The sequence below is a fragment of the Nocardia carnea genome (genome assembly GCF_029868325.1).
Taxonomy (GTDB): domain Bacteria; phylum Actinomycetota; class Actinomycetes; order Mycobacteriales; family Mycobacteriaceae; genus Nocardia; species Nocardia carnea_C.
Window position 1 is genome coordinate 1 of the sequence record NZ_JARWNW010000219.1, and the last position, 14,452, is coordinate 14,452.

At 68.6% G+C, this 14,452-nt stretch carries 11 protein-coding genes and 1 pseudogene; 9 read left to right on the forward strand and 3 right to left on the reverse strand.

Annotation, left to right across the window (positions count from 1 at the left end; genetic code table 11):
* Positions 1 to 141: 141 nt before the first annotated feature.
* Together QH196_RS18345 and QH196_RS18350 are read right to left on the reverse strand one after the other, a co-directional pair.
* On the reverse strand, positions 142 to 981 hold the full coding sequence (locus tag QH196_RS18345; protein WP_280417025.1) for a glutamate ABC transporter substrate-binding protein: 840 nt from the start codon (positions 979 to 981) through the stop codon (positions 142 to 144).
* Positions 982 to 1,079: 98 nt separating this feature from the next.
* Positions 1,080 to 1,808: an amino acid ABC transporter ATP-binding protein gene (locus QH196_RS18350; RefSeq protein ID WP_280417035.1), complete on the reverse strand. Its 729-nt coding sequence runs from the start codon at positions 1,806 to 1,808 to the stop codon at positions 1,080 to 1,082.
* An 824-nt stretch (positions 1,809 to 2,632) separates the two neighbouring features.
* Between QH196_RS18350 and miaB the strand changes: the two genes are divergently transcribed.
* Together miaB and QH196_RS18360 are read left to right on the forward strand one after the other, a co-directional pair.
* Complete coding sequence (miaB, locus tag QH196_RS18355; protein ID WP_280417026.1) at positions 2,633 to 4,186, forward strand: tRNA (N6-isopentenyl adenosine(37)-C2)-methylthiotransferase MiaB; 1,554 nt, start codon at positions 2,633 to 2,635, stop codon at positions 4,184 to 4,186.
* The gene (locus QH196_RS18360) at positions 4,183 to 4,887 is read left to right on the forward strand and encodes an Rv2732c family membrane protein (RefSeq protein ID WP_432278072.1); all 705 of its coding nucleotides are present in this window, start codon (positions 4,183 to 4,185) and stop codon (positions 4,885 to 4,887) included. The genes miaB and QH196_RS18360 overlap by 4 nt, the downstream gene beginning before the upstream one ends.
* Positions 4,888 to 4,951: 64 nt before the next feature.
* Here the strand turns inward: QH196_RS18360 and QH196_RS18365 are convergent, their stop codons facing one another.
* On the reverse strand, positions 4,952 to 6,340 hold the full coding sequence (locus tag QH196_RS18365) for a DUF349 domain-containing protein (protein ID WP_280417028.1): 1,389 nt from the start codon (positions 6,338 to 6,340) through the stop codon (positions 4,952 to 4,954).
* 366 nt (positions 6,341 to 6,706) lie between these two features.
* On the opposite strand from QH196_RS18365, the gene QH196_RS18370 reads away from it, so the two are divergent.
* From QH196_RS18370 to QH196_RS18400, 7 genes and pseudogenes are all read left to right on the forward strand, one after another.
* Entirely contained in the window at positions 6,707 to 7,483 is a 777-nt protein-coding gene (locus tag QH196_RS18370) for a hypothetical protein (RefSeq protein ID WP_280417029.1), read from the forward strand.
* Positions 7,484 to 7,491: 8 nt separating this feature from the next.
* A pseudogene (gene miaA, locus QH196_RS18375) lies at positions 7,492 to 8,391 on the forward strand (tRNA (adenosine(37)-N6)-dimethylallyltransferase MiaA); the annotation flags it as partial.
* A 188-nt stretch (positions 8,392 to 8,579) separates the two neighbouring features.
* Positions 8,580 to 9,416, forward strand: coding sequence for a TrmH family RNA methyltransferase (locus tag QH196_RS18380; RefSeq protein WP_280417030.1), 837 nt, complete (start codon positions 8,580 to 8,582; stop codon positions 9,414 to 9,416).
* Positions 9,417 to 9,456: 40 nt separating this feature from the next.
* On the forward strand, positions 9,457 to 10,362 hold the full coding sequence (gene dapF / locus QH196_RS18385) for a diaminopimelate epimerase (protein ID WP_280417031.1): 906 nt from the start codon (positions 9,457 to 9,459) through the stop codon (positions 10,360 to 10,362).
* Positions 10,363 to 10,421: 59 nt separating this feature from the next.
* Positions 10,422 to 11,984, forward strand: a complete 1,563-nt coding sequence (gene hflX / locus QH196_RS18390; protein WP_280417032.1) for a GTPase HflX — start codon at positions 10,422 to 10,424, stop codon at positions 11,982 to 11,984.
* 112 nt (positions 11,985 to 12,096) lie between these two features.
* Positions 12,097 to 12,996 (forward strand): lysophospholipid acyltransferase family protein, encoded by a 900-nt coding sequence (locus QH196_RS18395; protein ID WP_280417033.1) that lies wholly within the window; start codon positions 12,097 to 12,099, stop codon positions 12,994 to 12,996.
* 168 nt (positions 12,997 to 13,164) lie between these two features.
* Positions 13,165 to 14,310, forward strand: coding sequence for an acyl-CoA dehydrogenase family protein (locus tag QH196_RS18400; protein WP_280417034.1), 1,146 nt, complete (start codon positions 13,165 to 13,167; stop codon positions 14,308 to 14,310).
* Positions 14,311 to 14,452: the final 142 nt, after the last annotated feature.

Here is a 14,452-nt window from a genome sequence, read left to right on the forward strand (position 1 = left end):
AGGCTCACCCACACGGCGCCGCGCGGGGGGGTGCCTAAACCCTACCACACACCCACCCGGGGGGGGGCCCCCCCCCGCGCGGCGGCCGGGCCGGGCCCGGGGGGGCCGGGCCGCCCCCGCCCCCCCCCCCCGATACAGTGATCAGTACCGGTCCACCTGCGGTGCCTCCGGGGTTTCGTAGCTGGCGGCCTTGCCGACCGACTCCTGGAATGCGGCATCCCAGGCGCCCGAGCTGATCATTTCCTCGATCGCGTCGTTGATCTTGTCGCGGGTTTCCTGATCACCCTTCTTCACACCGATCCCGTAGTTCTCGGTGGTGAACTTCTCGCCCACGACCTTGTACTTGCCGGGCGCCTGCGAGGCGTAACCGGCCAGGATGATGTCATCGGTGGTCATCGCCGCCACCGCGCCGCTGTTCAGGCCTTCCAGGCACAGCGAGTAGGTGTCGTAGGTCTGCAGCTGGGTATCGGGGAACTTCTTCTGGATGTTCTGCGCCGGAGTGGAACCGGTCACCGAGCACACGGTCTTTCCGGCGATACTCTCCGGGCCGGTGATCTCGTTGTTGTCCGCGCGCACCAGCAGGCTCTGCCCGGCCACGTAGTAGGGGCCAGCGAAATCGACCTTCTCCTTACGGGCGTCGGTGATCGAATAGGTGGCGACCACGAAATCGACCTGGCCGTTCTCGATCAGCGTTTCGCGCTGCGCGGACGGTGCTTCCTTGAAGGTGATGGCATCCGGCTGGACACCGAGTTTGGAGGCCACGTATTTGGCCACTTCGACGTCGAAGCCGCTGTAGGTGCCGTCGGTGTTGCGCAAGCCGAGACCGGGCTGGTCGTACTTGATGCCGATGGTGAGCTCGCCCTCCTGGGCGTTCTCCAGGGCGGTCTTATCGCTGCCGCCACCGCAGGCGGCGGTGGTGGCGGCGGTCACGGCCACGGCGACCGCTCCGACCGCGAGGCGGAATGCTCGGTTGATCCTCATCGGGTTTTCCTTCCCTCATCTTTTCGATGGTGCTGTGCTGCCGCGCCGATCGCGCCGGCCCCACGCTGTGCGCGCAACCGGGCCGGCCATCATGGCTGTCAGTGGCTGAGTATCTTGCCCAGGAAGTCCTTGGCGCGATCGGACTCGGGTGCACTGAAGAAGGTTTCCGGGTCGGTGTCCTCCACGACCTGGCCGTCGGCCATGAACAGCACGCGGTCGCCGGCGCGGCGGGCGAATCCCATCTCGTGGGTGACGACCAGCATCGTCATCCCCTCTTTGGCCAGCGAGACCATCACATCGAGAACCTCGTTGACCATTTCCGGGTCGAGGGCCGAGGTGGGTTCGTCGAACAGCATCACCTTCGGGCTCATCGCCAGGGCGCGGGCGATCGCGACCCGCTGCTGCTGGCCCCCGGACAGCTGCGCCGGGTACTTGTCCGCCTGGTCGGCGATACCGACACGTTTCAGCAGTTCCATTGCCCGCGCGCGGGCGTCTTCCTTCTTGGCCTTGCGCACTTTCATCGGCGCGAGCATGACGTTCTCGACGATCGTCTTGTGCGCGAACAGGTTGAAGGACTGGAAGACCATGCCGACATCGGCGCGCAGGGCGGCCAGGCCCCGGCCCTCCGCGGGCAGCGGGATACCATCGACCCGGATCTCACCGGAGTCGATCGGTTCCAGCCGGTTGATCGTGCGGCACAGTGTCGATTTTCCGGAACCCGAGGGGCCGAGCACGATCACCACTTGCCCGCGGGGCACCTCGAGGTTGATATCGCGCAGAACGTGCAGGGCGCCGAAGTGCTTGTCGACAGCGCGTAGAGAGATCATCGGCGGCGTGGCGGTATCGCCCGCCGCACCTGGCGCGTCGGCGTCGGTGGCGTCGGTCATGCAGATGACCTTAAGCCGAATTTCCGGATTTGCGTGCCTTTCGGCGACACACCCGGCCGCCACACCGAGCCGACATTCCGTCTTAACCGGACCGCAATCCGCCGTAATCCGTTCGCTCGTCGGCGATTTGCCGCGCGAGGCGCCGGTGGGGCCCGCGTCCGACCAGTGTGCCCGATAATGGGGACCGATCCGGGGCCAGGGTGCATCGCCGACGACACACCGGACCCCGGACGCCTCTTCACCCCGATCGAGAGGCTCCATGGGCCCAGCCGTATCAGCCCCGGTTTCGGCCGGGTGGTCCTGTGTCTGCCACGGCCTCCCGATATCACCTCGGCCGCTCGGTGCGCCGGCCGAGGTGTTCGCCCGCACAGTTCCACTTACCCCGTATCGCACCTCAGTCAGTGGTTCACCTTCCCGGGGTGGGGCCCGCCCGGTTCTGGAGCGGGGGAGCGAAGCGGAGGAGCGGAGGAGTGAAGAACCGGGCCTCCAAGGGCCCCACCCTCGAGGCGCGGAGCGCCTCCAGAATTACAGCCCCACCCTTTCAGGGATGGTCGACTCCGAGTCCCGTAGTCAACGGATGGTCCATGACGCGCCTCATGGTCAAGGATGGTCTGCTCCGAGCCCGTGGTCATCCACCCATTCTCACGCCCAGAAGCGCCACCATGACCCAGCGGTGAGCGCAGCCGACGAGTGCGGGGTTCGACAGCTCCCCCGCCCCGCGACGCCGGAGACGGCGCCGAAACGATACCCCGTACCCTGGACGGGTGGATTCGATCGGACAGGTAACGCTTCCTACCAGGGTCGAGCCGGCCGGAACGCGTAGTTACGAGGTCCGCACCTTCGGTTGCCAGATGAACGTGCACGATTCCGAACGCTTGTCCGGCCTGCTCGAGGATGCGGGCTACACACGGGCCGCGCCCGGCGCGCCGGCCGATCTCGTCGTGTTCAATACCTGCGCGGTGCGGGAGAACGCCGATAACAAGCTGTACGGCACGCTCGGCCATCTCGCGCCGGTCAAGGCGTCGCGGCCGGGTATGCAGATAGCCGTCGGCGGCTGTCTGGCCCAGAAGGATCGCGATACGGTGCTGCGCAAGGCGCCGTGGGTCGATGTGGTGTTCGGCACGCATAATCTCGGTTCGCTGCCGGTGCTGCTCGAACGCGCCCGGCACAACGATGCCGCCGAGGTGGAGATCCTGGAATCGCTGGAGGCGTTTCCGTCGACGCTGCCGGCGCGACGGGAGTCGGCGTACGCGGGATGGGTGTCGATCTCCGTCGGCTGTAACAACACCTGCACGTTCTGCATCGTGCCGTCGCTGCGGGGTAAGGAGGTCGACCGGCGCCCCGGCGATGTGCTGGCCGAAGTGCAGGCGCTGGTGGACCAGGGTGTTCTCGAAGTGACGCTGCTCGGGCAGAACGTCAATTCCTACGGAGCTTCGTTCGCCGATCCCGATCAGCCTCGCGACCGTGGCGCCTTCGCGAAACTGCTGCGGGCGTGCGGGGGTATCGACGGGCTGGAACGGGTGCGGTTCACCTCGCCGCATCCGGCCGAGTTCACCGACGATGTGATCGAGGCGATGGCCGAGACGCCGAATGTGTGCCCGCAGCTGCATATGCCGCTGCAATCGGGTTCGGATCGGGTGTTGAAGTCGATGCGGCGCTCGTACCGGCAGGCCCGTTTCCTCGGCATCATCGACAAGGTGCGGGCGGCGATGCCGCATGCCGCGATCACCACCGATATCATCGTCGGCTTCCCGGGGGAGACCGAGGAAGATTTCCAGCACACCCTCGAGGTCGTGCGGAAGGCCCGGTTCACCAGCGCTTTCACTTTCCAGTACTCGCCGCGTCCGGGGACTCCGGCGGCCGAGATGGCCGATCAGGTGCCCAAACAGGTGGTGCAGGAACGCTACGAGCGGCTGATCGCGCTGCAGGACCGGATCTGCCTGGAAGCCAATCACGAGCTCGTCGGGACCGAGGTGGAGCTACTGGTGGCCGACGGTGCCGGGAAGAAGAATGCCGCGACCGCCCGGATGAGCGGACGCGCCCGCGACGGGCGGCTGGTGCATTTCCGGCCCGACGGTGCGGCCGAGCCGATCCGGCCGGGCGATGTGGTCACTGTGGCGGTGACGGGTGCGGCACCGCATCATCTCGTCGCCGACAGTGGTGTGCGCACGCATCGGCGTACCCGTGCCGGGGATGCCCACGAGGCCGGAACCACGCCCAAAACCGCACCCATCGGGGTGGGTCTGGGGTTGCCGCGGATCGGTGCGCCGGAGCCGGAACCGGTCGGCTCGGGATGCTCCAGCGGGTGCGGTGTATGACTCTGCCGGGTGACGATCGGGAGCGGGCGGACGAATCCGGCGCTCCCGGCCCGGTGCAGCCGCCGGCCGGTGATCCGGCGGCGCGAGACGACGAATCAGCCGATGGAAACGAGGACGTAGTGAACCCGGCCGAGACGACCGAGAAGTTCGAGGAGTACCGCGACGATCTGGACGCGGTGGAACGCCGGATCGCCGGGGAGATCGACCCCGGGGTACGTGCCATGGTGGTAGCGGGCGCGGTGTTCGTCCTGCTGGTATCGCTGGTGCTGCCGCATGCCGGTGAGGCGCGCGGTTTCGATGTGCTGCTCGGTTCGGAGGTGGTGAGCCTCGAGCACATCGGGCTGCCGTCGCGGATCTTCGTCTGGTTCGCGCTGGTGTTCGGGGTCGGGTTCTCGCTGCTGGCGCTGATGACCCGGCGCTGGGCACTCGCGTGGCTGGCCGTGGCCGGTTCGGCGATCGGCAGTGCGTTCGGTGTGTTCTCGATCTGGCATCGGCAGACGCCGGGGATCAACAACTACGTGGGTGCGGGACCGGGGTTCGGTCTGATCCTGGGCACGCTCGCGATCATGGTGCTGACCTTTCACTGGGTCAAGGTCGTATGGAGCCGTACCGCGCTGCAGCTCGCGGCGGAGGAGCAGCGGCGTATCGCCGCGGCCCGCGACGAGGACCGCGAATGGCGCCGTCGGCTCGGCGACGACTGAACCCGGCGTAAGGCGGCGTACCGGCGGGTGAGCGCCGGCGCTGCCCGGCGCTCACCGGCGCGACTCAGAGGTTGCTGACCGCGCCCTCCGCGGCTTCGGCCCATTCGCGCCACTGGCGGGCCTGTTCGAGTGCCTTCTCCGCATCGCGGGTCTTACCCGCGGCGCTGGCCTTCGCGGCCTGCTCTTCGAACTGCGCCACCCGTTCGCGGAACTGCGCGGCCCGGGCCAGCGCTTCCGGATCGGTCCGGCGCCACTGCGCGTCGGCGGCCTGGCGTACCCGCTTCTCCAGTGCCCGCAGCCGGCCTTCCAGGTCGTGCATCCGCTCGCGGGGCACCTTACCGACAGCATCCCAGCGTTCCTGCAGGTCACGCAGTGCTGCCCGGGCGCCTTCGAGATCGGCGTCGGGGTCTATCAGCGGTTCGTAGCTGGTGAGCAGTTCTTCTTTCGCGGTCGCGTTATCGGCGAATTCGGCATCGCGTTCGGAGGCCGCGGCATTGCGGGCGGCGAAGAATACGTCCTGGGCGCTCTTGAAACGCCGCCACAGCGCTTCGTCGGCCTCCCGCGGAGCCCGGCCGGCGTTCTTCCATTCGACGAGAAGCTCCCGGAACACCGCGGCCGTCGCCGGCCAATCGGTGGAGCCGGACAGTTCCTCGGCGCGGACGCACAGTTCTTCCTTGCGGGTTTTGGCGGCGGCGCGTTCCCGGTCGAGTTCGGCGAAATGGGCGCCGCGGCGCCGGTTGAATGCCTCGCGTGCCTTCGAATACCGCCGCCACAACGCATCGTCGACCTTGCGGTCGACGCCGCGGATGGTTTTCCATTCGTCGAGGATTTCGCGCAGCCGGTCACCGGCGGCCTTCCACTGGGTGGATTCCGCGGCGATCTGCTCGGCCTCGGCGGCGAGCGCCTCTTTGCGTTCGGTGTGCTCGTGGCGGGTGCGTTCTTTTTCCTCCTTGGCGTGCGCCGCCGCTTCCTCGGAGTGTTCGGCAATGGCGCGCAGGCGGGCCGCCAGCCCCTCGATATCGCCGATGACGGCGGCCGTGGGGAGGGTTTCGGCCAGCGCCAGGGCGGCGGCCTTGGTCTTGCGGGCGTCGGTGCCGGCGGCGAGGCGGGCCTCGAGCAGGGCGACCTCGGTGGCGAGATCGTCGAACCGGCGACCGAAATGGGCGAGCCCGTCGGCGGCGTTACCGGCCTGCCAGGAACCGACGATCCGTTCCCCGTCGGCCGTCTTCACCCACGCGGTGCCGTCCTCGTCCACCCGGCCCCATCTACTCGGGTCCGTGGTGGTGGGCACCACGACCGGATGCGGATGTTCGGTGGCCGGACCTGCCGGTTTCATTGCCGCGGGCGACGGGTGCGGCTCGCCGGGTTTGGGACGGTTACCGGGCTTGGGAGCGGGCGACGGGCGACCGGCGGTGCCGGGGCCGGGTTTGGCGGTTCCGTTGCTGTGGGTCATTGCTCCTCGTCCCTGCCGCGCGTCACGGCTGCCTGGTTTACGCGCTGCGCATTATGGCTATGCTCTGCTCATTCTGGCTACGCCCGCTCGATCTGGCCACATCCGCCGCTCGGTACGGCCCGCACGGGCGTGATGCCGGTCGGCCGTCCGCCTGGTGTTCGCGCTCCGGGCCGCCGCTGCGCCGAACCGGCGCATACGGCCCGACCTGCGGATCCGGACCGACCGGTACCGCTTCCGGATACCTCGCACCCTAGCAATTACCACCGGGTTTCCGGGAGAGACACTCATACCCGTCCCCCCGGCCGCGGTCGCGCCGGAGTGACCGAGCGCAGCCCGGCTGTACGGGCACGGGCTACGGTTGACGTCGTGTTCTGTCTTGCGGCTCTCATCCCCTCGCCGCCGGTTCTGGTTCCCGAACTGTGCGGCGGCGCGGCGCCTGCCGGTACGGCGGCCCCGGTGACCCCGGGGGAACCCGCCGTGGCGGCGTTGCGGGCTGCCGTTCTCGCCATCGGGCGGGAGCTGGCCGGGGTAGCGTCGCAGTGGACGGTGCTGGGAGCCGGCGCCGCCGATCAGGTCTACGACTCCGGCGCCGTGGGCACTTTCCGGGGCTTCGGCCCGGAGGTGACGGTATCGCTGGGTGGGCCGCCCGAGGTATCCGGGCCGGATCCCGATCTGCCGCTGGCGGTGCTCATCGCCGGCTGGTTGCGCGGTGCGGTGGCGCCGGATGCGCTGGTCCGGGCGCAGTTGCTGGCAGCCGGTAGTTCGCCGGCGCGTTGTGCCGAGGCCGGCGCCAAATTGCGGGCCGAACTCGATTCGGTGGACGAACCGCGGGGCGTCCTGGTTGTCGCGGACGGCGCCGCGACACTGTCGACGACCGCGCCCGGCTATTTCGACCCCCGCGCGGAGGCTGTGCAGACCGGTGTGGAGCAGGCCCTGGCCGCAGGGGACCGGGCCGCGCTGCTCGCCCTGGATCCTGCGCTGTGTGCCGAGTTGATGCTGTCCGGGCGGGTCGCCTATCAGGCGCTGGCCGGGCTGTTCGCCGGTGACGCCGAACCGCCGGTGGCTGCCGAGCGGTACCGGGGCGCGCCTTACGGGGTCGGCTACTACGCGGGGCTGTGGCGACCGGGCGGGGCGGGCCGGTGAACGAGACGGTGCCTCCGGTCGCGGTGGTCGGCCCGACCGCCACCGGGAAATCGGATCTCGCGCTCGAGCTGGCCGAACGGCTCGACGGTGAAATCGTCAATATCGACGCCATGCAGCTGTACCGGGGAATGGATATCGGGACCGCCAAACTTGCGCCGGATCAGCGCCGCGGTATCCCGCATCACCAGCTCGACGTGCTCGAGGTGACCGAAACCGCGACGGTCGCCGCGTACCAGGCGGCGGCCTCGGCCGATATCGAAGCGATCATGGCGCGCGGGCGACTGCCGATCATCGTGGGCGGTTCGATGATGTATGTGCAGGCCCTGCTGGACCAGTGGGAGTTCCCGGCCACCGACCCGCAGGTGCGGGCCAAATGGGAGGCACTGCTGGCGACGGGAGGTGTCGCCGCCGTACATGCCGCGTTGCGGCAGGCGGATCCGGCCGCCGCGGCCACTATTCTGCCCACCGACGGCCGCCGCATGGTGCGCGCGCTGGAGGTCGTCGAACTCACCGGTAAACCCTTCGCGGCGTCCGCGCCGGCGGTCGGGGAACCGCGCTGGGGCACCCGGATCCTGGGCGTGGACCGCGATACCACCGAGCTGGACGCGCGGATTGCCCGGCGCACGGCGGCGATGTTCGATACCGGCCTGGTCGACGAGGTGCGTGGGCTGATCGGCCGCGGTCTGCGGGAGGGGCAGACCGCGCGCCGTGCGATCGGGTACGCCCAGGTGCTCGCCTTCCTGGATCAGGAGTACGACCTGGACATGGCCCGGGAACGCACCTTCATCGGTACTCGCCGCTATGTCCGGCGGCAGCGCTCCTGGTTCCGCCGGGACCACCGGGTGTGCTGGGTAGATGCGGCGAACCCGGCCGCCACCGAGATCGCGCTCTCGCTGCTGGACGACTCTGCGAGTCCGGATACAGCGCGCCGCGCCACCCGCTGCGGCGCGGTCGCCGATGCGCGCCCCGCCACGGTGTCCGGCGCGCACGGCAGTACCGCGTCCGCGGCACGGATTCCCGACTCGAACGAGCCAGGGCTGCGCGATCCCTCGGCATCCCCGGCGGAGGAACCCACAACGAAGGAGTCGACCCGGCCGTGACCCGGCAGATACACAGCCGCAATGCCGCCGTCCAGGTGTGGACGGCGTATCTGGACAACCGGACCACCCGGAACCGGGACGGCCGGTTCCTGGTGCACGGGGTCCGGCCGATCACGCAGGCGCTGGCCTGCGACTGGCCGCTGGAAACCCTGCTGTACCGGCTGGGCGACGATCCCCGACTGTCCACGTGGGCGCGCGACGTTCTCGACAGCAGTCCGGTACCGGCAGTCGGGCTGGCGCCGGAGCTGATGGCGGAATTGGGGGAGAAGAGCGCAGGCGCGCCCGAACTGGTCGCGGTCGCCGAACAGGTCCCTGCCGACCTGGCCGGCTACGAGGCAGGCGAGCCGGGTGAAGCTCCGGTTGTCGTCGTGTTCGATCGGCCGAACTCGCCGGGGAACCTGGGCACTCTCATCCGGTCCGCCGATGCGTTCGGTGCCTCGGCAGTGGTGGTCAGCGGGCACGGCGCCGACCAGTACGACCCGCGGTGCGTCCGCGCGTCCACCGGTTCACTGTTCTCGATGCCGGTTTTCCGGGTGGCGGGCCCGGCCGATGTGCTCGCATTCCGGGACCGGCAGGTCGAGCGGGGGATACTCACGCGGATCGTGGGTACCGACGAGCGCGGCGACCGCGCCGTCTTCGATCAGGATCTGATCGATGCCACGATCCTGGTGCTCGGCAACGAGACCAGCGGTATGAGCGCCGCCTGGGCGGCGGCCTGCGACGATACGGTCAACATTCCGATGGGCGGCACCGCCAGTTCGCTGGGTGCGCCGTCGGCCGCGGCGGTGGCGTTGTACGAAATTTCCCGGCAGCGCCGGACGTTTGCCACATGAGAATCGAGGAGAACCAACCGACGTGCACGGAGGCGAAGACGTGAGCACCCGCAACGGGGAAGCCGTCGAATTCACCAAGGGGCACGGCACCCAGAACGATTTCGTGGTGCTGCCCGACCAGCTGGTGCGGCTGGACCTCACCCCGGCCCGGGTGGCCGCGCTGTGTGACCGGCGCCGTGGGCTCGGCGCCGACGGTGTGCTGCGGGTCGCGCCCGCCGGCCGGTTGCACGTGGCCGGTGTGCTGGCGGAACTTCCCGCAGGGGTGGGCCCGGACGATTGGTTCATGGATTACCGCAACGCCGACGGTTCGGTGGCCGAGATGTGCGGTAACGGGGTGCGTGTTTTCGCGCACTACCTCGTGTGGCGTGGGCTGGCCGAGGGAGAGCGTTTCGTGGTGGGCAGCCGGGCGGGCGCACGCCCGGTCGTCGTGCACAGCGCCGGTGCGGTGCACGGCGAGGTGACGGTGGATATGGGCGCGCTGCGGGTTCTCGGGAAATCGACGGCCACGCTGGCCGGTTGGGGTTACGGGGGACTGGGTGTGGATGTCGGTAATCCGCATCTCGCCTGCGTCGACAGCTCACTGACGGCCGAATCACTGGCCGAACTGGATCTCACGGCGCCCCCCGGATACGACCCGGATATGTTCCCGCGGGGAGTCAATATCGAGATCCTCACCGGGCTCGACACCGGTGGCGGTGTCGATATGCGGGTATACGAGCGGGGCGTCGGCGAGACCCGGTCCTGCGGTACCGGCACGGTCGCGGCGGCAGCCGCGGCGCTGGCAGCGGACGGTTTCGATCTGGCCGCGGACGGTGGCGAGGTCACCGTCCGGGTCCCCGGCGGACAGGTCCGGGTAGGTGTGCGCGAGGGGGCGGCGTGGTTGCGCGGCCCGTCGGAACTGGTGGCGAGCGGCGAGCTGGCCGCGGACTGGTGGGATGCGCAGTAAGCCCCCCACCGGGAAATTCGAATGCGCCGACCAGCGCATGGTGGCAGCATGGAAGGTGTATGAGAAGCACTGACACGTCCGGGACCGGCGAATGGTCCCATACAGCGTTCGACGCGGAATCCGCCGGATACGATCCGGACGATTCCGGGGACGCTGCCGATATCAGCGGCGCGGGGCGCGACGGCGGTGACGCCGCGCCCGGTCGCCGGGACGGCTGGACAGCCGATCCCACCACCGGTGAACTCCAGCTGGAGGATCGCAGCGCGCTACGGCGTATTGCCGGTCTGTCCACCGAACTCACCGATATCACCGAGGTCGAGTACCGGCAGCTGCGCTTGGAACGCGTGGTACTGGTCGGGGTCTGGACCGAGGGCAGCGCCGCGAGCGCGGATGCGAGTATGGCCGAACTGGCCCGGCTCGCCGAAACCGCGGGGTCCGAGGTACTCGAGGCGCTCATCCAGCGCCGTGACCGCCCCGACCCGGCCACCTATATCGGTTCCGGTAAGGCCGAGGAACTGCGCGCGGTGGTGTTGTCCACCGGTGCGGATACCGTCATCTGTGATGGTGAGCTGACACCCGCCCAGCTGACCGCGCTGGAAAAGGTCGTCAAGGTCAAGGTGGTCGATCGGACCGCGCTGATTCTCGATATCTTCGCCCAGCACGCCACCTCACGGGAAGGCAAGGCGCAGGTCGCGCTGGCCCAGATGGAGTACATGCTGCCGCGGCTGCGCGGCTGGGGTGAGTCCATGTCGCGTCAGGCGGGCGGCCGGGCCGGTAGCAACGGCGGTGTGGGTCTGCGTGGTCCCGGTGAGACCAAGATCGAGACCGATCGTCGCCGGATCCGGGAGCGGATGGCCAAACTGCGCCGCGAGATCCGCGAGATGAAAACCGCCCGCGACACCAAACGCGCGCGCCGCACGTCGAGCGGTGTACCGGCCGTGGCGATCGTGGGCTACACCAACGCCGGTAAATCGAGTCTGATGAACGCGCTGACCGGTTCCGGGGTACTGGTGCAGGACGCGCTGTTCGCCACGCTGGATCCGACCACGCGCCGGGCGCAGCTCGAGGACGGCCGCGAGGTGGTGTTCACCGATACCGTCGGGTTCGTCCGGCATCTGCCGACTCAGCTGGTCGAGGCATTCCGCTCCACGCTGGAGGAAGTCACCGGCGCCGATCTGCTGCTGCATGTGGTGGACGGTTCCGATGCGCTGCCGGTCGAGCAGATCAAGGCGGTACGCGAGGTCGTCACCGATGTGGTGCGCGAATCCGGTCTGCCGGCGCCACCGGAGCTGCTCGTGGTCAACAAGATCGACGAGATCGATCCGGTGGAGCTGACCCGGCTGCGCGGATTGCTGCCGGATGCCGAATTCGTTTCCGTGCACAAGGATCTCGGTATCGACCGGCTGCGGACGAGGCTGGGCGAGGTCCTCGGCGGGCTGGATGTGGAAGTGAGCGTTTTGCTTCCGTACAGCCGCGGCGATCTGCTGGCCCGGATCCACGCCGACGGCCGGATCTCGCAGTCCGAGCACACCGAGCACGGCACCCGGGTGCAGGCGCGGGTACCGCGTGCGCTCGCCGCCGCGCTGTCCGATTACGCGCATGCGGGCGCCGCGGAAACGTGAGGGTTACCGGCACGCTGATTTCCCGCCCCGGAGTGTGGTAATTCGCATAACCGGGTGTGAATACCGCTGATGTCGATTCACAATCAATATCGATCGACTTCAGGAGGGATTCATGGGGAACACGGGCGCACGCTCCACGGCCGGCCGGGACCGGCAGCACGATGATGCGGTACTGCCGCGGCTCAGTGACGGGGCACCGCTGTCGGTCGACCTGGGCGGCGCCGATCTCCGTTTCCTGGAGGCGTTGCTGGCGCCGGTGCGGGCATGGAGCGATCCGCGGTTCTTCGGATTGTCGAATATCCCGGAGTCCGGGCCGGTGCTGCTGGTCGCGAACCACAATCTGCTCGGCCTGATCGATGCTCCGCTGCTGCTGCCGGAGGTCCTGCGGCGGCGGGGCCGGCTGATCCGCGGGCTCGCCGAGAATGTGCTGATCCGCGTTCCTGGTGTGCGGCATATGCTGCACCACTACGGTTCGGTGCGCGGTACCCGGGAGAACTGCCGGACGCTGCTCGAACACGGCGAAGCGGTGATCGTCTTCCCCGGCGGCGGCCGCGAGGCGATCCGCCGCAAGGGGGAGAAGTACACGCTGCGCTGGGAGGGTCGCACCGGGTTCGCCCGGATGGCGATCGAATGCGGGGCCCCGATCCTGCCGGTGGCGATGATCGGGATCGACGACGCCTACGACATCCTCGCCGACAAGGACGACCTGCTGTTGCGCCCGCTGCGGCGGGTGGTCGAGGCGCTCGGTATCCACGGCGAACTCACCCCGCCGCTCGTGCGCGGGCTGGGGCCCACCGCCATTCCGCGCCCCGAGCGTTTCTATTTCTCGGTCGGTACCGCGATCGATCCGCAGCCGTGGCGGGAGGCGCACGATCTCGACGAGGCCGCGCAGCAGTTGTCGCTCATGGTGCAGAAGGCCGTACGCGAGGAACTGACCTTCCTGCTCGGTGAACGCGACCGTGACCGCGGCCGCACGCTCGCCGGGCGGCTGCGCGAGCTGCTCCCGGTCTGAGCGCCGCACCCGCCGTGGGTGAATGGTACGGCGGAGCGGAGATCGGATCCGGAGCAGGAACACCTGCGAATTCCAGGCGTGAAGTAAACAACCATTCGCACTCCGGGTACGGTGGATCACAGCGACGGGCCGGTGCGGCCCCGTCGGAGTGTTCACTAGGAGGTAGGTGTGGAGCGCACACTGTTCGAACCCGAGCACGACCTGTTCCGGGAGTCGTACCGCAAGTTTCTCGAGACGCATGTGGCGCCGTTCCACGACCAGTGGGCGGAGCAGGGCGCCGTGGACCGTTCCGTCTGGCTCGAAGCCGGCAAACAAGGCTTCCTCGGTATGGCAATGCCGGAGGAGTACGGCGGCGGAGGGGTGAAGGATTTCCGCTACAACTCGATCATCACCGAGGAGACGGTGCGCGGACAGTACTCCGGCCTCGGCTTCTCGCTGCACAACGATGTCATCGCGCCGTACCTGCTGGAGCTGGCCAACGAGGAGCAGAAGAAGCGCTGGCTGCCCAAATTCTGTTCCGGTGAGCTCATCACCGCCATCGCCATGACCGAACCGGGCACCGGTTCGGACCTGCAGGGCATCAAGACCCGCGCGGTCCGCGACGGCGACGACTGGGTGCTCAACGGTGCGAAAACCTTCATCACCAACGGCATCAACTCCGATATCGTCATCGTGGTCGCGCAGACCGACCCGGAGAAGGGCGCCCAGGGCTTCAGCCTGCTGGTGGTCGAGCGCGGTATGCCGGGCTTCGAACGTGGGCGCAACCTGGACAAGCTCGGCCTGAAGGCGCAGGACACCGCCGAACTCAGCTTCACCGATGTCCGGGTGCCCGCCGCGAACCTGCTGGGTCAGGAGGGGATGGGCTTCATCCACCTGATGCAGAACCTGCCGCAGGAGCGGCTCTCGATCGCGGTCATGGCGGCCGCGGCGATGGAAGCCTGCCTGGATATGACCTGCCAGTACGTCCGTGACCGCAAGGCCTTCGGCAAACCGATCGGCGCGCTGCAGAACACCCGCTTCGTGCTGGCCGAGCTGGCCACCAAGACCACCGCGGTGCGGGTACTGGTGGACCGCTGTATCAGCGAGCTGAACGCGGGCACGCTGTCGGTCGAGGATGCGGCCATGGCCAAGTGGTGGAGCACCGAGGAGCAGGTCGCGCTGATCGATCGCTGCCTGCAGCTGCACGGCGGGTACGGCTATATGCGCGAGTACCCGATCGCCCAGGCCTACCTGGATGCGCGCGTGCAGACCATCTACGGCGGCACCACCGAGATCATGAAAGAGATCATCGGGCGTAGCCTGAAGCTCTCCTGATCGGTTCCGGGTAACGGCGCCGCCATTCGGGCGAATACACCGCGAGGGGCCAGCGATGCGCCCGAAACATTCCCCACGGCCGATACGCACCCCCCGGGCGCCCGCGCCCCGGACCCCCGCCCCCCGGGCCGCCGCCGAAATA

Coding starts and splice junctions, on each gene's coding strand:
- QH196_RS18345 (WP_280417025.1), bottom strand. CDS start 981: ATGAGGATCAACCGAGCATTCCGCCTCGCGGTCGGAGCGGTCGCCGTG.
- QH196_RS18350 (WP_280417035.1), bottom strand. CDS start 1,808: ATGATCTCTCTACGCGCTGTCGACAAGCACTTCGGCGCCCTGCACGTT.
- QH196_RS18360 (WP_432278072.1), top strand. CDS start 4,183: ATGACTCTGCCGGGTGACGATCGGGAGCGGGCGGACGAATCCGGCGCT.
- QH196_RS18365 (WP_280417028.1), bottom strand. CDS start 6,340: ATGACCCACAGCAACGGAACCGCCAAACCCGGCCCCGGCACCGCCGGT.
- hflX (WP_280417032.1), top strand. CDS start 10,422: ATGAGAAGCACTGACACGTCCGGGACCGGCGAATGGTCCCATACAGCG.
- QH196_RS18395 (WP_280417033.1), top strand. CDS start 12,097: ATGGGGAACACGGGCGCACGCTCCACGGCCGGCCGGGACCGGCAGCAC.